This is a genomic window from Microbacterium sp. ZKA21, from assembly GCF_050434165.1.
In the GTDB taxonomy this organism is placed as follows: domain Bacteria; phylum Actinomycetota; class Actinomycetes; order Actinomycetales; family Microbacteriaceae; genus Microbacterium.
On the sequence record NZ_JBNPVV010000009.1, the window covers coordinates 77,204 to 95,453 of the forward strand.

Consider the following 18,250-nt stretch of genomic DNA (forward strand, 5'->3'; position numbering starts at 1 on the left):
CATGATGACGACGCGCGCAACCCGAGGCCCCCGACGGCGTACCGTCGTCGCACTCGCCGTCGTACTCATCGTGCTCACCGCGTTCGTGGTGCGCCTGGTGGACATCCAGGTCGTCTCGGCGGACGATCATGTCTCGGATTCGCTCGAAGTCGGAAACCTCGGCTCCACAACCGCCATCGCAGGCAACCGCGGCAGCATCGTCGATGCCGACGGCACCGTTCTCGCAGCGAGCACGCTGGTGTACGACGCGCAGCTGTCGCCCTCGCTCATCGCCGTCGTCGACGACAACGAGAAGAACCCGCCCGAGTATCTGTGGGCGGAAGCGTCCGACAAGATCGCAGCGATCATCGGGACGACGGGTGAGGAACTGCGCGCCGACGTTGCCGCGAACCTCGAGGAGAACCCCGAGTCGCAGTACCTCTTCTTGAAGAGCGGGCTCAACACCGAGAAGTATCTGCAGCTCAAGGAGCTGAAGGACGACGGCCTCGCGTATCTCGCGATGAAGTCCCGCAGCGTCCGCGTGTACCCGAACGGTGCAGTCGCAGGCACGATGGTCGGTTTCCTCAACGGCGACGGCGAGGGACAGTACGGCGTGGAGCGCATGGCCGGCGAGTGCCTGGCACCGACCGACGGATCGCAGACCTATCGGACGGGCAAGGACGGCGTCGTAATCCCCGGCAGCGAGACCACGACGGATGCCGTCGACGGCGGCACCGTGCAGCTCACGCTCAACAGCGACCTGAACTGGTACCTGCAGCAGATGGTGGCCGAGGAAGCGCAGCGGCAGGGAGCCGAGAGCGCCACGGCGACCGTGGTCGAGGTCAAGACCGGCAAGATCCGAGCCGCAGCCGAGTGGCCGTCCGTGGACCCCAACAACGTCGACGGCACGCCTCAGGACTACTGGAAGTCGCAGATATTCTCGAAGACGTTCGAACCGGGCTCCACGTTCAAAGCCGTGACCGCCGCGACGATCATCGACCAAGGCGTTGCGGACTGGTCCACAGGTGTGACGGCCGAGAGCCGCGAGTACTTCCCCAACGGGGCGGAGATCAACGACCCGTTCTCGCACCCGAAGTACAGCTACACGCTCGCGGGCGCACTGATCGATTCGTCGAACGTCGCGCTGTCGAAGTACGGCGAGATGGTGGCACCGGAGGTCCGCCACGACTATCTGGCGAAGTTCGGCGTCGGTCAGAAGACACCGATCGCGTTCCCCGGTGAGGAGCCGGGAGAGCTCCACCCCGCCAGCGAATGGGACAACCAGTCGCTCTACACGACCACGTTCGGCCAGCACTTCACGATCACGGCCGCGCAGCTCGCGAGCACCTACCAGACCTTCGCGAACGACGGCGAGCGCATCGACCTGTCGCTCATCGAATCCTGCACGCAGGCCGATGGCACCGTCGTCGAGGCGGACGCTCCCGAGCACGAGCAGGTCGTCAGCGAGAACACCGCCGCCCAGGTGCAGCGCATGCTGGAGAACGTCGCGGTCCAGGGCGGGCTGTCCGAGCGCATCGAGGTCCCGGGCTACCGGATCGCGACCAAGACCGGCACGGCGCAGACCCAGGACGGGCACGGCGGCTACAAGTCGGGACTCTACGACGTGAGCATCGTGGGCTACGCTCCGGCCGAGGATCCTGAGTACGTCGTCGTGGTCACGATGGACGAGCCGACTAAGCTGAGGACGTCTGCCGCCACCGCCACAGCCTTCCAGAAGGCGATGACGCAGGTGCTCAAGACCTACCGGGTGAAGCCGTCCACGGAACCGATGGACGAGCTGCTCCCCAAGTTCAAGTAAGCCGGCTCACCGCCGCGCGTGGAGAAGTCATGATCGCCCTGTCGCTCGCCGAGATCGCCGCTGTCCTGAAGGGGGAGCTGCGCCCGTTCGGCGATCACACCGCCGACACCGTCGTGGACGGCGTCGTGGACACCGACTCGCGTCAGATGGCGCCGGGAACGATCTTCGTCGCCAAGCCGGGCGCCACGACCGACGGGCACGCCTTCGTCGGAAAGGCCGCCGAGCTGGGCGCAGTCCTCGCGATCGTCGAACGACCCGTCGATGCTCCGATCAGCCAGATCGTCGTGGCCGATGCCGTGGGCGCGCTGGCGGATCTGGCCCGCGAGGTCGTGGCGCGAGTGCGCGCCCTCGGCCGGCTGCAGATCGTCGGTATCACCGGATCCAACGGCAAGACCACGACCAAGAACATGCTCGCCCGCATCCTCGAGGCGGAGGGCGAGACCGTCGCGCCGATCAACTCGTACAACAACGAGGTGGGCGCCCCGGTCACCATGCTCCGGGTCACGGACGGCACACGCTTCCTCGTCAGCGAATTCGGCGCCAGCGCGCCAGGGCGCATCGCCCACCTCGCCGGCCTCGTCGAGCCCGACCTGTCCATCGTCCTGATGGTCGGCATGGCGCACGCCGGCGGCTTCGGCGGCATCGAGGAGACGGCAAAGGCCAAGGCCGAGCTCGTCGCGGCGACGCGCCAGGGCGGCACGACGGTGCTCAATCTCGACGACCCTCGGGTCGCGGCCATGCGGTCGGCGGCCGAGGAGCGCGGGATCACCGTGATCGGATTCGGACAGGCGCCGACCGCCGACGTCCGCTCGCGCGACGTCGAGGTCTCGGCATCCGGTACGCGCTGCGTCGTCGAGGTCGACGGTGAGCCGGCCCACCCACTGGCGCTGCAGGTCCTCGGTGCGCACCACGTCTCCAACGCCCTCGCCGCGATCGCCGCCGCGCGGGCGCTGGGTGTGCCGACGGCCACTGCGATCGAGCGTCTGCAGACGCTCGAGATCGCAGAGCGCTGGCGCATGCAGCCGATGGGCAACGACGACGTGCGCATCATCAACGACGCCTACAACGCCAGCCCTGACTCGATGGCCGCCGCCCTGCGCACGCTCGCGCAGATCACCGGCCCTGGCGAGCGCACGGTCGCCGTGCTCGGCGCCATGACCGAGCTGGGCGAGGACGCGGGGGAGGAGCACGACCGCGTCGGGCTGCTCGCCGTGCGCCTCAACATCCAGCGCATCGTGGTGGTGGGGCCGGAGGCAAGGCGCCTCTACATCTCGGCCATCGGCGAGGGGTCCTGGGACAGCGAGGCAGTGCACCTGCCCGACCAGGATGCTGCTTTCGACTACCTGAAGAACGAGTTGCGCACGGGGGACCGCGTGCTCGTGAAGTCATCCAATTCCGTGGGGCTCCGGCACCTCGGTGATCGTCTGGGAGAATTGTTCTCGTGAGGTCCCTGCTTATGGCGGCGGCGATATCGCTCGCCTTCACACTCTTTCTGACGCCGGTCTTCCTGCGGCTGTTCCGCAAGTGGGGCTGGGGGCAGGTTATCCGCACCCCCGACGCGATCGAGAATCCGAGCCACGAGGCCAAGCGCGGCACCCCGACGATGGGCGGCGTGATCTTCATCGTCGGCACGATCGTCGGCTACTTCACCGGCATCTACGCCGGCGGCAGCGAACCGACGCTCTCGGCGATGCTCGTGCTCTGGCTCATGGTCGGTTTCGGCGCGGTCGGCTTCATCGACGACTTCATGAAGGTGCGCTCGCAGCGCAGCCTCGGCCTGTCCGGCTGGCGCAAGATCGTCGGTCAGCTGATCGTCATGATCCCGTTCGGTATCCTCGCTCTGAACTTCCCGAACGACTTCGGCAACACCCCGGCGAGCGGCTACGTGTCGCTGTTCCGCGACATCCCGTGGCTGAACCTCATGGCAGGCGGCCTGGTCCTCGGCTGGGCCCTGTACCTGATCTGGATCTCGGTGATCGGCGTGGCGACCTCGAACAGCGTCAACCTCACCGACGGCCTCGACGGCCTGGCCGCCGGCGCGGGCGTCTTCGTCGTGGGCGCGTACAGCCTCATCGCCTTCTGGCAGTTCAAGCAGGTGTGCGGCGAGGGCGTCGACCCCTCCGTGCTGTCCGCCTGCTACGAAGTGCGCGACCCGTTCAGCCTCGCGATCGTCGGAGCGTCCTTCGCAGCCGGCCTCATCGGGTTCCTGTGGTGGAATGCGCCGAAGGCGAAGGTCTTCATGGGCGATGTCGGTTCCATGGCCATCGGCGGCGTCATCACCGCCATGGCGATCCTCAGCCGCACCGAGCTGCTGCTGTTCGTGATCGCCGGCGTCTTCGTGCTGTCGTCCGGTTCCGTGATCCTGCAGCGCGCCTACTTCAAGATCACCCGCGGCAAGCGCCTGTTCCTGATGAGCCCGTTCCATCACCATCTCGAGATGCGGGGCTGGCCCGAGGTCACGATCGTCGTGCGCCTCTGGATCATCGCCGGGCTGCTCGCGGTCTCGGCCGTCGGTCTGTTCTATGTCGAGTGGTTGAGTCAGGTCAATGGCTGAGGCCCGCCTGGACGGGCTGACCAGCTGGCATGCCGACTGGAAGGGCCTGCGCGTCGCGGTGCTGGGTCTGTCGGTCACCGGATTCTCGGTCGCCGACACGCTCACCGAACTCGGTGCCGAGGTCCTGGTGCTCTCCGAGAGCGCGAGCGAAGAGTACGAGCGGCTCGTGACGGTCATCGGCGCGGCGCTCGAGATCGGCCCGCTCTCCGAGGTGCCTGAGGCTCTGCGCGCGTTCGACCCCGAGGTCGTCATCGCCTCGCCGGGGTTCTCACCGTTCCATCCCGTGATCCGCTGGACGCAGGATGCCGGCATCGCGCTGTGGGGCGACGTCGAGCTCGCGTGGCGCGTGCGCGACAAGGTCGTGCGCCCCGACGGCACGCCGGCCGACTGGGTGCTCATCACCGGCACGAACGGCAAGACGACGACCACGCAGCTGACCGCGACGCTCCTCGTCGAGGGCGGCCTCCGGGCGGCACCGTGCGGCAACATCGGCATCCCGGTGCTGGACGCCGTCCGCGACCCTGCCGGCTTCGACGTTCTCGTGGTCGAACTCTCCAGCCATCAGCTCTGGTACCTGGGGCAGAGCTCGGCCGCTGCCGAGCTGCACCCGTACTCCGCGGTCTGCCTCAACCTCGCCGACGACCACCTGGTCTGGCACGGCAGCGCTCAGGCCTACCGCGATGCCAAGGCGATCGTCTATCGCAATACCCGGGTCGCGTGCGTGTACAACAAAGCGGATGCCGCGACCCGCGTCATGGTCGAAGAGGCCGAGGTCACGGAAGGCGCCAGAGCGATCGGATTCGATCTCGGCGTGCCGGGGCCCAGCGACTTCGGCGTGGTGGACGGGATCCTCGCCGATCGCGCCTTCCTCGATGATCGGGCGAACAGCGCCCTGGAGCTGACGACGCTCGCCGACCTCGAACAGGCGGGGCTCTCGGCACCGCACGTCGTGCAGAACATCCTCGCCGCGTCCGCCCTGGCACGTTCCCTCGGCACCGAACCGGAGGCGATCAGACGGGCGCTGAGCGCATTCCGCATGGATGCGCATCGCATCCAGATCGTCGCGCGTCATCGTGGCATCACCTGGATCGACGATTCCAAGGCCACCAATCCGCACGCGGCCGCCTCGTCGATGCGCGCGTACCCCGGCGCCGTCTGGGTCCTCGGCGGCGACCTGAAGGGCGTGGACATCGCGAACCTCGTCGCGGATGTCGGTCCGACGGCTGGAGCCGCCGTGGTCATCGGGGTCGAGCGCGCCGAGGTCGTGGCGGCATTCGCACGACACGCGCCGACGGTCCCGGTGTTCGAGGTCGTCACTGGCGACACTGGAGAGGTCATGAACCGCGTCGTGGAGATCGCGACCGGGATCGTCGATGGGGAGGGTACGGTCCTGCTGGCCCCCGCCGCGGCATCCTTCGATCAGTTCTCCAGCTATGCGGATCGCGGCCACCGCTTCGCCGAAGCAGTGCAGGGATGGATCGACCGGGGGAGCGCCGATGACGCAGGTGGCTCGCCCGAAGCGCACTGAGTCCGGCTCCGGCCTCGCCGCCCGCGTCTCGCTGGGACGACTTCTCACTCCACCGTCGACGGAGTTCGTGCTCATCGCCTCTGCGGCTCTGCTGCTGACGATCTTCGGGATCGTGATGGTGGTCTCGGCGACGGCAGCCACGGAGAGCGGCAGCATGAGCACGGCCATCAAGCAGGGGCTGTTCGCGCTCGTCGGCATCCCGCTGATGTTCGTCGTCAGCCGGATGCCGCTCGACTGGCTCAAGAGACTCGCGTGGCCTGCTCTGATCGCGGCGACCCTGATGCAGCTGCTCGTCTTCACCCCGCTCGGGGTGGACTCGGGCGGCAACCGCAACTGGATCGAGATCGCCGGCTTCACACTGCAGCCGTCTGAGTTCCTCAAACTCGCGCTCGCCCTGTGGATCGCTTACGTCCTGCTGCGCAAGCAGACCAGGCTCGCCGTGTGGCATCACGTCTTCATCCCTGTGGTGCCGGTGTCCGTGCTCGTGATCGGGTCGGTCATGGCCGGTGAGGATCTCGGCACGGCGATGGTGCTCGTTCTGATCCTGCTCGCGTGTCTGTTCTTCTCCGGCGTCAAGCTGCGCCTGTTCATCCTGCCGCTGCTCGCCGGCGCCGGCGCCGTGCTGTTCTACGCGCTCTCCAGCGACAACCGCATGAAGCGCATCACGGCGCTGTGCGCGAACGTCGATCCGGTGGTGGATCGCGAGACGTTCGACAACATCTGCTATCAGGCGATCCATGGCTTCTGGGGCATGGCCACCGGCGGCATCTTCGGCCTCGGCCTCGGCAACTCGCAGGAGAAGTACGGCTGGCTGCCCGCCGCGGCGAACGACTACATCTTCGCGATCGTCGGAGAAGAGCTCGGTCTCATCGGCTGCATCGTCGTCATGGCGCTGTTCACCGTCTTCGCGGTCGGAGCGTTCCACATCATCCGCAAGACGGACGACCCGTTCATCCGGGTCGCGGCCGGCGGCATCACGGTCTGGATCATCGGTCAGGCCCTCATCAACATCGGCGTCGTGATCGGCGTCTTCCCCGTCATGGGCGTGCCGCTGCCCTTCATGTCGCAGGGCGGTACCGCGCTGCTTTCCGTGCTGCTCGCGTGCGGCGTCCTGCTGGCCTTCGCGCGCACGATCCCCGCAGACGGACGGGGTAGGGTCACCAGGTGACCACGTACCTGCTCGCCGGCGGAGGCACCGCCGGACATGTCAATCCCCTGCTCGCCGTGGCCGACGGCCTCCGTCTGCGCGATGCGGACGCCGACCTGCTGGTGCTCGGCACCGCGGAGGGCCTCGAGGCCCGGCTGGTACCGGAGCGCGGCTACGAGCTGCTCATCGTCGACAAGGTTCCGTTCCCGCGGCGTCCGAACAAGCAGGCCGCCGCGTTCCCCGCGAAATTCCGCAGGGCCGTCCGTCAGGTCCGCGATCACATCCGCACGCGCGGTGTCGACGTCGTGATCGGCTTCGGCGGGTATGCGGCGGCTCCCGCGTACGTCGCGGCCCGTCGTGAGGGCGTGCCCTATGTCGTGCACGAGGCCAATGCGAAGCCCGGCCTCGCGAACAAGCTGGGTGCGCGCCGTGCTGCGTCCGTCGGCGTCGCCTTCGACGGGACGCCGATGCGCGGCGCCGAGGTCGTCGGCATGCCGCTGCGGCGTGAGGTCATCGAGCTCGACCGGCAGGCGGCTCGTGCCGAGGCCGCGGAGGCGTTCGGGCTGGACGCCGATCGTCCTGTGCTGCTCGTATTCGGCGGCTCGCTCGGTGCGCAGCGGCTGAACGACGCCTTCGCCGACTCCTGGCAGGACGTGCTGGACGCCGGATGGCAGCTGCTGCACGTGACGGGGGAGCGCAGCGACCTCGCAGATCCCGGCGCACCGGGCTACGCGATGCGGCGCTACGTCGACCGGATGGACCTCGCCTTCGCGCTGGCCGACCTGATCGTGTCCCGCTCGGGAGCCGCCACCGTGAGCGAGATCAGCGCGCTCGGCATCCCGGCCCTCTACGTGCCCTATTCGGTCGGCAACGGCGAACAGAGGCTCAACGCGGCATCCGCCGTCGCCGCCGGGGCCGCCCGCCTGCTCGACGACCCGACCTTCTCCGGGAAGACCGTGCGGGAGGTCGTCGTTCCGCTGCTCAGCGATCCCGATCGGATCGCCGCCATGGCTGCGGCCGCCGACCGTGTCGGCACGCGCGCAGGCACGGAGAACGTCATCGCCCTGGTCGACCGTGCACTCGGCACCCCGAACTAAACTGAGAACGACATGATCAGACCTGACCTCACCCTCCCGATTCCGGAGTCCATCGCCGCCGCGCACTTCATCGGCATCGGCGGCTCCGGTATGAGCGGACTCGCCAAGATGTTCCTCGACGCCGGCATCCGGGTGTCCGGTTCGGACCGCGCCGACAGCGCGGCTCTGCGCGCCCTGGCGGATGCCGGGGCGACCGTCCACGTCGGCCACGACGCGGCCCACCTGGGCGACGCGGACACCGTGATCCACACCGGCGCGATCTGGCCGGAGAATCCCGAGTTCGTCCTCGCCAAGGAACGCGGTCTGCACGTCATCCATCGGTCGCAGGCGCTGCACTGGCTGATCGGTTCGCGCCGGCTCGTGTCGGTCGCCGGTGCCCATGGCAAGACCACTTCGACCGGAATGATCATCACCGCTCTGCGCGAACTCGGAGCCGACCCGAGCTTCGTCAACGGCGGTGTCATCGAGCAGTTGGGCGCCTCCAGCGCAACCGGCTCCGATGAACTGTTCGTGATCGAGGCCGACGAGTCGGACGGCACTTTCCTGCTGTACGACACGGCGGTCGCGCTCATCACCAACGTTGACCCGGACCACCTCGACTTCTACGGCTCCGACGAGGCCTTCCACGACGCCTTCGTCCGGTTCGCGGATGCCGCGACCGAAGCCGTGGTGATCTCGAGCGACGACCCAGGTGCGCTGCGCGTCGCCGCCGGCATGTCGCATCCGAATGTGATCACCTTCGGCCTCGCCGAGGACGCGGATCTCCGGATCACAGACATCGACGCGACCGGGTCCGTCTCTGCGACGCTCACGCGCGAAGGCGAGTCCGTCCGGTTGCGGCTCGCGGTACCCGGTGCGCACAACGCGGTCAACGCCGCCGGCGCCGTCGCGGTGCTGCAGTCGCTCGGCTACCCGCTCGCCGACGCCGCGCGTGCTCTCGAGGGATTCGCCGGCACGGTGCGGCGCTTCGAGCTGCACGGCACCGAGCGCGGCGTGAGCGTGTTCGACGACTACGCGCATCACCCGGCGGAGGTGCAGGTCGCCCTCGCGACCGCCCGCAGCGTCGTCGGCACCGGACGCGTCATCGCGATCCAGCAGCCGCACACGTACTCGCGCACGCAGCACATGTTCCGCGAGTTCGCCGAAGTGCTCGAACAGGGTGCCGATCACACGGTCATGCTCGACGTCTACGGTGCGCGCGAGGACCCGGTTCCCGGAGTCACGGGCGAGCTGGTCAGCGGTGCGTTCGCCGACCAGGGCAACGTGCACTACGTCGCTGACTGGCAGGATGCCGCGGACTACACGGCGAGCATCGCGCGCGAGGGCGACTACGTCATCACCCTCGGCTGCGGCAACGTCTACCAGATCATCCCGCAGGTGCTGGACGCGCTCCGGCAGACACCAGAGGACTGACGCATGCGCCGGCCAGCGCCCCTCCCGGTCGCACCGGACGAGCAGCCGTCCGACGACCAGCCGGTCCGCCGAGGCCGACGCGCGCGCGACGAGACGCCGGAAGCGGTCGTCACGACGATCGCGCCGGCCGCCGATGGCGTCGACGGGGCGGATCCCGGCATCCAGGATCCGGACGAGCCCCCGCTGACCCAGCGGGATGTCTGGCGCGCCGCCCGCGCACGTCGCAAGGCGCTCAAGAGCGAGATCCGGCGGTTCACCCAGCGTTCCCGCCGTCGGCGCATGATCTGGCTCAGTGCGCTCGGCGCGCTCGTGCTGCTGATCAGCGGCACGGCGCTGGCCGCCTACAGCCCGCTGTTCGCCGTCGAGAAGGTGACCGTGATCGGTGCGTCATCGCTCGATCCGACGCAGATCGAAGCCGCGCTGGCGGATCAGGTCGGCACGCCCTTGGCTCTTGTGGATGCGGGCGAGGTCAAAGCCGCGCTCATCGCGTTCCCGCTCATCGAGACGTACGCACTCGAGGCGAAGCCGCCGCACGAGCTCACCGTGCGGATCGTGGAGCGCACACCTGTCGGCGTCCTCAGCTCGGATGTCGGGTACACGCTCGTGGATGCCGCAGGCGTCGCTCTGGCGACGACCGATGCCCAGCCTGCGGGGCAGCCGCTGCTGGAGATCGAGGGCGGGACGGAATCGGCGGCCTTCGAGTCCGCCGGGCTCGTCGTGCGCTCGCTGCCGGCGGATCTGCGCGCGCAGCTCACGCGCGTGCAGGCGTCCTCGACGGACGACGTGACGCTCACGCTGGGGGAGAAGACCGTCGTGTGGGGGAGCTCGGAGCAGTCGGGGGAGAAGGCGCTCGTGCTGACGCGACTCGTGGCGGCGAACCCCGATGCCGAGACGTTCGACGTTTCGACTCCTGCCGTCGGCATCGCCGGCTGACCGCTCCCGGAGCGCGCAGAGCGGCTTCTGCACGGGCGATTGCCAGACACGCCCGTGTCGTTGCGCGCGCACACCGAATGGGCGCATACCTTCGATCAAGAGAACGCAATACCGGGAAATACTTTACACCTCTAGTTGAGGTTTAAGGTTCACACACTCGCAGAACAGATTTTCAGGCTCGACATATCGGAGGCCGGCCATGAGCCAGAACCAGAACTACCTCGCCGTGATCAAGGTCGTCGGCGTCGGCGGTGGCGGTGTCAACGCCGTCAACCGCATGATCGAACTCGGCCTGCGCGGCGTCGAGTTCATCGCCGTCAACACCGACGCGCAGGCGCTGCTGATGAGCGACGCCGATGTCAAGCTCGACGTCGGCCGAGAGCTCACCCGCGGACTCGGCGCCGGAGCCGACCCCGAGGTGGGCCGTCGTGCTGCGGAGGACCACGCGGAGGAGATCGAGCAGGCGCTCACCGGCGCCGACATGGTCTTCGTCACCGCAGGCGAGGGCGGTGGTACCGGAACCGGTGGCGCCCCCGTCGTCGCCCGCATCGCGAAGTCGATCGGCGCACTCACGATCGGCGTCGTCACGAAGCCGTTCTCGTTCGAGGGCCGCCGTCGCCAGAGTCAGGCCGAGGCGGGCGTCGTGAAGCTGAAGGAAGAGGTCGACACCCTCATCGTGGTGCCGAACGACCGACTCCTCGAGATCAGCGACCGCGGGATCTCGATGATCGAGGCCTTCGCCACGGCCGACCAGGTGCTCCTCGCCGGTGTGCAGGGCATCACCGATCTCATCACGACGCCGGGTCTCATCAACCTCGACTTCGCCGACGTCAAGTCGGTCATGCAGGGGGCGGGTTCCGCGCTCATGGGCATCGGCTCCGCACGCGGTGCCGATCGGGCCATCAAAGCTGCCGAGCTCGCGGTCGAGTCGCCGCTGCTTGAGGCATCCATCGAGGGCGCGCACGGCGTGCTTCTGTCGATCCAGGGTGGCTCCAACCTCGGCATCTTCGAGATCCACGACGCCGCCGACCTGGTCAAGGAAGCCGCCCACCCCGAAGCGAACATCATCTTCGGTACCGTCATCGACGACACGCTCGGCGACGAGGTGCGCGTGACGGTCATCGCGGCCGGCTTCGACAGCGGTGAGCCGTCGCTGCGACTGGACCCGACGTTCCTCGCCCGCCCGGAGCCGCTGACCGAGCAGACGGTCGCCGAGGAGAAGAGCATCGAGGTTCCGGTGGTCGAGGAGAAGCGCGAGCCCGTCGCTCCGATCTCGGCGACCAGCAGCTACGAGCCGGCCTTCGCCGACGACAACGACCTCGACATCCCCGAGTTCCTCAAGTGACTTCGAGGACGACCGCACGATGACCCTGGCGGCACGGCTGTCGGCGATCGATGAGCAGATCGCCGACGCCGCGCGCGAGGCAGGCCGTGACGTCGATGACATCACGCGCATCGTCGTGACGAAGTTCCACCCGGCATCCCTTGTCGCCGATCTCGCAGCTCTCGGCGTGACCGACGTCGGCGAGAACCGCCAGCAGGAGCTCACGTCGAAGCGGGCCGAGCTCGAAGGCGTCCCCGTGCGCTGGCACTTCATCGGCCAGGCGCAGACGAACAAGGCCGCTGCGATCCGCCGCAGCGCCGACGTGGTGCATTCGGTCGATCGGGATCGTCTCGCCGACGCGCTGCACCGGGCCGCGGAATCGGACGCTGTGCTCGATGTCCTCGTGCAGATCAACCTCACCCAGGATGCCGGTCGTGGCGGTGTCGCGCCGGAGGGCGCCGTGGGTCTCGCCGACCACATCGCCGGACTGCCGTCGCTGCGGCTGTGCGGCGTCATGGCTGTGGCACCGCTGGACGAGGAGCCCGCGTCGGCGTTCGCCCGACTGAGGTCGGTGGCGGATGCCGTGCGCGCGCAGCATCCGGATGCCTCCTGGATCTCGGCAGGCATGACGGCCGACTTCGCCCAGGCCATCCAGGCCGGCGCGACACACCTGCGGATCGGCTCCGCAATCACCGGTCCCCGCCCTGTGCGGGGATAACCTCGAACCAGACCAGCCCCGATACGTTTCCGGAGGACACGATGGGAAACCCGCTGAAGAAGACCATGGTGTATCTCGGCCTCGCCGATGAGGAAGAGGTCTACGAAGAGGAGGCGTCACAGGCGCCTGCTCGAGCACACCGCGAGCGCGACCGCGAGGTCGAGGAGCAGGCACCGGCACCGGTGACCCCGCTTCGTCGTCCCGTCGCCGTGCGTCAGCCGGCTGGAGGCGCCGTGAACGAGATCCTCACCGTGCACCCGAAGCAGTACCGCGATGCGCAGCTGATCGCGGAGAGCTTCCGCGAGGGCATCCCGGTGATCATCAACCTGTCGCAGATGTCGGATGCCGAGGCTCGTCGCCTCATCGACTTCGCGAGCGGTCTCTCCCTCGGCCTGTACGGTCGTATCGAGCGCGTCACCTCCAAGGTGTTCCTGCTCTCGCCGGAGAACATCGCCGTGTCCGGTCACGGGGGAATCGCGCAGGCGGACGCGGAGTCCGCCGCCTTCGATCACGCATAACCCGTGGGTTCGCTGGTCTCTCTCATCGCCGGCATCGTCCATACGGTGCTGCTGATCTACATCTTCGTGCTCTTCGCACGTCTGATCCTCGACTACATCCCGCTGTTCAATCGGGAGTGGCGGCCGAAGGGCTTCGGTCTGGTGGTCGCCGAGGCGATCTACACCGTCACGGATCCGCCGATCCGGTTCTTCCGTCGAATCATTCCGCCGCTGCGGATCGGCGGGCTTTCCCTGGATTTCGGGTTCGCACTGACGATGTTCATCGTCCTCATCCTCATGGCCGTCGTGCGCGCGATTGGCGGCGCCGCGAGCTGAGCACAGGCACGCCGGAGTGAACGTCCGCCGTCGCGGCGATCAGGTCCGGGGACTATGCTTGGCTCCCAGGTGCGCCCCCAGGGTCCGCGCCAGATCCACAAACTCATCGAAAGAGGAGCCTACCCATGGCACTGACCCCGGATGACGTCGTCACCAAGCAGTTTCAGCACGTCCGCTTCAAGGACGGCTTCGACCCGGACGAGGTGGATGACTTCCTCGACGAGATCGTCGTCGAGTGGCGCAAGGCCCTCGAGGAGAACGCAGAGCTGAAGGCGAAGCTCGCCGCCTACGAGTCCGGCGAGAAGAAGGCCGCTGAGGCACCGGTCGTCTCCGAGGTTCCGGCTCCCGTCGCCGCGGCCCCCGCGCCCGTCGAGTCGCCCGCACCCGAGGCGGCCCCCGCCCCCGCGGCGGCTCCCGTCGCGACGACCACCACCGCCGGCATCATCGAGCTGGCGCAGCGCCTGCACGACGAGCACGTCGCCGAGGGCGAGGCGAAGCGCGCTGCGCTCATCGCCGAGGCCGAGACCGAGGTCGAGAAGATCCGCAGCGAGGCCGCGGCCAAGCAGCGCGAGGAATCCGCACGCCTCGAGCGCGAGCGCAACACGCTCGAGGCTCGCATCACGGAGCTGCGCACGTTCGAGCGCGACTACCGCGCTCAGCTGCGCGGCTACATCGAGGGCCAGCTGCGAGACCTCGATGCGAAGGCGACCTCGGCGGATTCGACGCCGGTCTCCGCCATCGGTCTCTAAGGCATCCTCTTGTCAGGACGTCGTCCCCTTCGTCGGTCGGCGGCCGGCGCGATCGTCGCGATTCTCGCGATCGTCGTGCTGGCCGCCGATCAGTTCGTGAAGTACCTCACTGTCGAGAACCTGCCCTACCGGGAGCCGGTTCCGGTGCTGGGGGAGTTCCTCCAGCTGTACTACGTGCGCAATCCCGGTGCCGCGTTCTCGATCGGCGCCGATCACACCTGGATCTTCACACTCGCGCTGAGCGCCGTCGCCGTGGTCATCATCTGGAAGGCCGTCGGCGTGCAGTCGCGGCTGTGGGCTGTCGTCCTCGGCTGCCTGCTGGGTGGGGTGCTCGGCAACCTGGGCGACAGGTTCTTCCGAGACCCCGGCTTCGCCATGGGCGAGGTCGTTGACATGATCTCGATGCCCTGGATGATGCCGGCGATCTTCAACGTCGCGGACATCTTCATCGTCACTGGCATGATCTCGGTGGCACTGCTCGTCGTGCTCGGCCTGCGCCTCGACGGCACGCGGGAACGGGATCACGTCGAAGCGGAGAAACGGGCTGCGACCGATACGGAACAGCGGGCTGAAGCCGCAGCGGCCGATACGGCGGACGAGGCGGATGCCGACCGCCTGGATGCCGCGGACGTCACGGCTTCTCCCGCGCTCGGCGAAGACGACGAGGCCGGTCGACCCGCATCGTCCGGCGCGGCATCCTGATCGTGGAATCCCGTCAACTTCCGATTCCGGACGGCCTCGAGGGCGTGCGGGTCGACGCCGCCCTCGCCAAGATGCTCGGGTTCTCGCGCACGTTCGCGGCCGAGGTCGCCGAAGCCGGCGGCGTGAGCGTCGACGGCATGACACTCGGCAAATCCGACCGGCTGCGCGCTGGCGGCTGGCTGAGCGTCGAATGGCGGCCGAAGGAAGAGCCGCGCATCGTCCCCGTCGATGTGCCGGAACTCGACATCATCCATGACGACGACGAGATCGTGGTCGTCGACAAGCCCACCGGCGTCGCCGCCCATCCGTCCCTCGGATGGGACGGACCTACCGTGCTCGGCGCGCTGGCGGGCGCCGGCTTCCGCATCGCCACGAGCGGTGCGTCCGAGCGAGCCGGGATCGTGCATCGCCTCGACGTGGGCACGAGCGGCCTCATGGTGGTCGCCAAGACGGAGCGCGCCTACACGCTGCTCAAGCGCGCTTTCAAGGAGCGCACGGTCGAGAAGATCTACCACGCCGTGGTGCAGGGGCACCCCGACCCGCTGGCGGGGACGATCGATGCTCCGATCGGGCGGCATCCCAGCCACTCGTGGAAGTTCGCCGTCACGCCCGAGGGCAAGGATTCGGTGACGCACTACGAGACGCTCGAGGCGTTCCCCGGAGCATCGCTGCTGGAGATCCATCTCGAAACAGGGCGCACGCACCAGATCCGCGTGCACATGGCGGCCCACCGGCATCCCTGCGTCGGAGATCCGCTCTATGGAGCCGACCCGACCACGGCCGCTCGGCTGGGTCTGACCAGGCAATGGCTGCACGCGCACAAGCTCGCGTTCGCGCATCCCGGGTCGGGCGACTGGGTCGAGTTCGAGTCGCCGTACCCGGCGGACCTGGCCGGCGCGCTGGAGATGCTGCGCGGGGATTGATCGGCCGTCGGTGGACTCGGGGTGTCGCCCACGATTCGGGTCACGTTTCGGGCGGCCTCTGGATGCCGGATGCCGCCGTGGCTGTGCCGAACCCGCGATCGGTCACAGCAGGGGCGACTTGCGCCGTCGCCTGGTCGCACGAAGTGTGACCCGACGTGACGAGGGTCTCCCGATCCCGACTCGATGCAAGACAGAGACCGGATGTCGGCGGCATCCGGCACACTGTTGGGCATGAGCATCGAGGTGCGCCCCGCCACCGTCTTCGACGACGTCGCGACGCTGGTAGGACCGAAGAAGCCGACATCGAACGTGTGCTTCTGCCTGAGCTACCGGATCGGCAACAAGGAGAATGTCGCGCTGAAAGGCGAGGCGCGGGCGAATCGTGTGCGGGAGCTGTGCGAGTACGACCCGCCGCCCGGCGTGATCGCGTACCTCGACGGAGAGCCCGTCGGGTGGGCTGCGCTGCATCCGCGGCGGGACACGAGCTTCGCGCGCAACCGGCTCATCCCGCATGTGGACGATCTCGACGTCTGGTCGCTGTGGTGCTTCCGTGTGCGACCCGGGTACCGCAAGCAGGGTGTCTCGCATGCGCTGATCGAAGGTGCCATCGCGTACGCGCGAGAGCGGGGGGCGCCTGCGATAGAGGGCTATCCCGTCGACAACGACGGGGCGAAGGTGAATCTCACGATGGCGTACGTGGGAACGCGGGCGCTCTTCGAGAGTGCGGGGTTCGAGTTCGCGGCCGAGACAGACTCCGTGCTCGACGGCTTCCCGCGGGTGCTGATGCGGCTCGATCTGACTGATTCGGAGGATTCGTGAACCGAATCGCCATGGGCGGGCAATACCTGATGTGAGCACAGACAGCGAGATCATCCAGCGGTCGCTCGAAGAACCAGGAGTCTTCTCCGAGATCTTCGAACGGCACGTCCGGCCCGTCGGCGGCTACATCCGGCGACGGATCGGGGCGGATGCCGTCGACGACGTCCTGAGCGAGACGTTCCTCGTCGCGTTCAAGCGCCGTGCGGCGTTCGATCCGGCGTGGGAGTCGGCGCGGCCATGGCTGCTGGGCATCGCGACGCGGCTCGTGAAGAGCCACCGCACGGCTGAAGCCCGGCAGTGGCGTTCGTTCGCGGCGTCGGCCGGTGCGGATGCCGTGGCCGAGGAACCGCCGCACGCGGCATCCGACGCGCGCATGGATGCGGGTGCAGCGCTGAAGGCGCTGACACCGAGGATCGCCGCGCTGTCGGCGAAGGACAGGGACACGCTGCTGCTGTACGCCTGGGCGGATCTGACCTACGAGCAGATCGCCGAGGCGCTCGGCGTGCCCGTCGGGACCGTGCGGTCCCGGTTGAATCGCGTCCGTCGCAGGCTCGCACCGCCGGGCTCGCATTCCGCGACCCGGCTGACCTGGATGGTGAAGGAGGAGACCGATGCTGCTTTCGGAACGCATTCGTGAGATCGGGGCCGATGAGGCCCGGATCACCGAGGAGAACGTCCGGGTGGCGCGCCAGGCGCTCACACGTGAAGTTGCGCGCAGCGCTCGGCCGGAGCGTGCGCGGCGGCGACGGCGCGCATGGGCGGGAATCGGCATCGGGGGACTGGTCGCCGGTACCGCGGTGACCGCGATCGTCGTCGGGTCGGTGTTGGCGCCTGTCGAGGCACCGACTGCATCCGCGGCCGAGGTGTTGAACCAGGCAGCTGAGGCGACTCTGACCGCCGCCGTTCTGGATCCCCGGCCCGGGCAGTACATCCGGATCCAGGAGGTGTCGACGCAGCGACTCGGCTGGCGGGTGGATGAGTCGAGCCCCGACGGAGGGTACTGGGACAGCAACGACTCGGCGACCACGGCCGTGGTTCGTCAGGCGCGATCGATGTACGTCCCGGCGGATCGCTCGGGGGACTGGGTGCAGGACTACGGCGAATCGACGGAGCTTCTGGAGATCGATGGACCCGACGCAGCCGTGGCCGAGGAAGGGCTCGATCAGCTCGAGTTCCAAGTTCGGGTGGAGGTCTACCCCGGGGGGATGTACAGCGTGACCGGTGTCGGAGCGGAGGGCGTCGAATCGGAGGACGTCCACACGTTCTCACGCAACCCGCTGGCGTGCTACTACGACGAGATGCCGCGTGACCCGGGGGCGCTCGTCGACTGGCTCGACGACTCGTCCTACGAGTACCTGTCGGACTGCCCGCCGCCGAGGCTCGGCGACCCCATCGGATTCAACCTCGCTCCGGCCGACCTCCGCGCGGTGATGTTCCAGGCGCTGGCACTCGTGCCCGGGGCCCACGTCGAGCGCGTCGAGGGCGACATCACCACGATCGCCTTCCCCGAGGGGGGCGAGAGCGACTGGATGGAGACCGTCGACGTCGACACCTCGAAGGGATTGATCGTCGGCCACGGCAATCTCGACGATGACCGCTGGTCCAGCCGGATTCACGTGACTGTCGTCGACGAGATCCCGGCCTCCGTTCCCATCCCGTAGACCGTCATTCGGCCCCGGCATCGGATCCCGATGTCGGGGCCAGCTCGTAGA

Annotated in this window: 18 protein-coding genes; all 18 read left to right on the plus strand. The window is 68.2% G+C overall.

All coding sequences use genetic code 11. From position 1 onward, the window contains the following. The first annotated feature begins 1 nt into the window (after position 1). The 18 genes from M2317_RS16740 (at position 2) to M2317_RS16825 (ending at position 18,199) form a co-directional block, all read left to right on the plus strand. Positions 2 to 1,798, plus strand: a complete 1,797-nt coding sequence (locus M2317_RS16740) for a peptidoglycan D,D-transpeptidase FtsI family protein (protein WP_429462119.1) — start codon at positions 2 to 4, stop codon at positions 1,796 to 1,798. Between the two features lie 29 nt (positions 1,799 to 1,827). After that, a complete protein-coding gene (locus M2317_RS16745; protein WP_429462121.1) occupies positions 1,828 to 3,243 on the plus strand; it encodes a UDP-N-acetylmuramoyl-tripeptide--D-alanyl-D-alanine ligase in 1,416 nt (471 codons plus the stop codon). Beyond that, positions 3,240 to 4,352, plus strand: a complete 1,113-nt coding sequence (mraY, locus tag M2317_RS16750; protein ID WP_429462123.1) for a phospho-N-acetylmuramoyl-pentapeptide-transferase — start codon at positions 3,240 to 3,242, stop codon at positions 4,350 to 4,352. Before M2317_RS16745 ends, mraY begins: the two co-directional genes overlap by 4 nt. After that, positions 4,345 to 5,880, plus strand: coding sequence for a UDP-N-acetylmuramoyl-L-alanine--D-glutamate ligase (gene murD, locus M2317_RS16755; protein ID WP_429462125.1), 1,536 nt, complete (start codon positions 4,345 to 4,347; stop codon positions 5,878 to 5,880). The genes mraY and murD overlap by 8 nt, the downstream gene beginning before the upstream one ends. Next, entirely contained in the window at positions 5,849 to 7,048 is a 1,200-nt protein-coding gene (locus M2317_RS16760) for an FtsW/RodA/SpoVE family cell cycle protein (RefSeq protein WP_429462127.1), read from the plus strand. The genes murD and M2317_RS16760 overlap by 32 nt, the downstream gene beginning before the upstream one ends. Further along, positions 7,045 to 8,124, plus strand: coding sequence for a UDP-N-acetylglucosamine--N-acetylmuramyl-(pentapeptide) pyrophosphoryl-undecaprenol N-acetylglucosamine transferase (locus M2317_RS16765; RefSeq protein WP_429462129.1), 1,080 nt, complete (start codon positions 7,045 to 7,047; stop codon positions 8,122 to 8,124). The genes M2317_RS16760 and M2317_RS16765 overlap by 4 nt, the downstream gene beginning before the upstream one ends. Before the next feature lie 12 nt (positions 8,125 to 8,136). Continuing rightward, complete coding sequence (gene murC, locus M2317_RS16770) at positions 8,137 to 9,537, plus strand: UDP-N-acetylmuramate--L-alanine ligase (protein WP_429462131.1); 1,401 nt, start codon at positions 8,137 to 8,139, stop codon at positions 9,535 to 9,537. Positions 9,538 to 9,540: 3 nt separating this feature from the next. Beyond that, positions 9,541 to 10,470, plus strand: coding sequence for an FtsQ-type POTRA domain-containing protein (locus M2317_RS16775; RefSeq protein WP_429462133.1), 930 nt, complete (start codon positions 9,541 to 9,543; stop codon positions 10,468 to 10,470). Between the two features lie 199 nt (positions 10,471 to 10,669). Beyond that, the gene (ftsZ, locus tag M2317_RS16780) at positions 10,670 to 11,815 is read left to right on the plus strand and encodes a cell division protein FtsZ (protein ID WP_429462135.1); all 1,146 of its coding nucleotides are present in this window, start codon (positions 10,670 to 10,672) and stop codon (positions 11,813 to 11,815) included. 19 nt (positions 11,816 to 11,834) lie between these two features. Next, positions 11,835 to 12,512, plus strand: a complete 678-nt coding sequence (locus tag M2317_RS16785) for a YggS family pyridoxal phosphate-dependent enzyme (RefSeq protein ID WP_429462137.1) — start codon at positions 11,835 to 11,837, stop codon at positions 12,510 to 12,512. Between the two features lie 41 nt (positions 12,513 to 12,553). Next, positions 12,554 to 13,030: a cell division protein SepF gene (locus M2317_RS16790; protein ID WP_429462139.1), complete on the plus strand. Its 477-nt coding sequence runs from the start codon at positions 12,554 to 12,556 to the stop codon at positions 13,028 to 13,030. Positions 13,031 to 13,033: 3 nt separating this feature from the next. Beyond that, positions 13,034 to 13,345 carry a YggT family protein gene (locus M2317_RS16795; protein ID WP_429462141.1) on the plus strand — a complete coding sequence of 104 codons (312 nt, stop codon included), beginning with the start codon at positions 13,034 to 13,036 and terminating at the stop codon, positions 13,343 to 13,345. Between the two features lie 125 nt (positions 13,346 to 13,470). Further along, positions 13,471 to 14,094, plus strand: a complete 624-nt coding sequence (locus tag M2317_RS16800) for a DivIVA domain-containing protein (RefSeq protein ID WP_429462143.1) — start codon at positions 13,471 to 13,473, stop codon at positions 14,092 to 14,094. A gap of 9 nt (positions 14,095 to 14,103) precedes the next feature. Then, positions 14,104 to 14,796, plus strand: coding sequence for a signal peptidase II (lspA, locus tag M2317_RS16805; RefSeq protein ID WP_429462145.1), 693 nt, complete (start codon positions 14,104 to 14,106; stop codon positions 14,794 to 14,796). 2 nt (positions 14,797 to 14,798) lie between these two features. Next, the gene (locus M2317_RS16810; protein ID WP_429462147.1) at positions 14,799 to 15,719 is read left to right on the plus strand and encodes an RluA family pseudouridine synthase; all 921 of its coding nucleotides are present in this window, start codon (positions 14,799 to 14,801) and stop codon (positions 15,717 to 15,719) included. Between the two features lie 231 nt (positions 15,720 to 15,950). Next, positions 15,951 to 16,538 (plus strand): GNAT family N-acetyltransferase, encoded by a 588-nt coding sequence (locus tag M2317_RS16815; RefSeq protein ID WP_429462149.1) that lies wholly within the window; start codon positions 15,951 to 15,953, stop codon positions 16,536 to 16,538. A 31-nt stretch (positions 16,539 to 16,569) separates the two neighbouring features. Beyond that, entirely contained in the window at positions 16,570 to 17,175 is a 606-nt protein-coding gene (locus M2317_RS16820; RefSeq protein WP_429462151.1) for an RNA polymerase sigma factor, read from the plus strand. Then, positions 17,150 to 18,199: a hypothetical protein gene (locus M2317_RS16825; protein WP_429462153.1), complete on the plus strand. Its 1,050-nt coding sequence runs from the start codon at positions 17,150 to 17,152 to the stop codon at positions 18,197 to 18,199. The genes M2317_RS16820 and M2317_RS16825 overlap by 26 nt, the downstream gene beginning before the upstream one ends. Positions 18,200 to 18,250 lie beyond the last annotated feature (51 nt).